Origin of the sequence: Cobetia sp. SIMBA_158 (assembly GCF_046566945.1) — a bacterium.
Taxonomy (GTDB): Bacteria; Pseudomonadota; Gammaproteobacteria; order Pseudomonadales; family Halomonadaceae; genus Cobetia; species Cobetia amphilecti.
The window spans coordinates 1-232 of sequence record NZ_JAWJYL010001178.1 but is presented as its reverse complement, the minus strand read 5'-3'; the positions used below and the strand labels follow the sequence as shown (position 1 = coordinate 232).

Genomic DNA, 232 nt, shown 5'->3' with positions numbered 1-232 from the left:
GCCCAAAGCCACGGTTTTATTAAGCTTCGATAATACCTTATTAGTAGCTATTAAGGCTTGTTCTATTACTTCGGGGATCGAGCAATTAAATAAAATACCTGCAACATTGTGATCAAGCAGTTCAGTTAGGGCGCCAGTTACAAATTCGCCTGAGCGCAGGGTTGCTAGTTCACTAACTTCATCATTTAAGGCAAATGCGTAATAGCATGGTTTGTTTGAATTTTTAAATATG

Annotated in this window: 1 protein-coding gene; it reads right to left on the bottom strand. The window is 38.4% G+C overall.

Going from position 1 to position 232, the window contains the following annotated elements:
• On the bottom strand, positions 1-232 hold a 232-nt coding region (locus R2R70_RS23470; protein ID WP_410979416.1), incomplete at both ends, for a homocysteine S-methyltransferase family protein.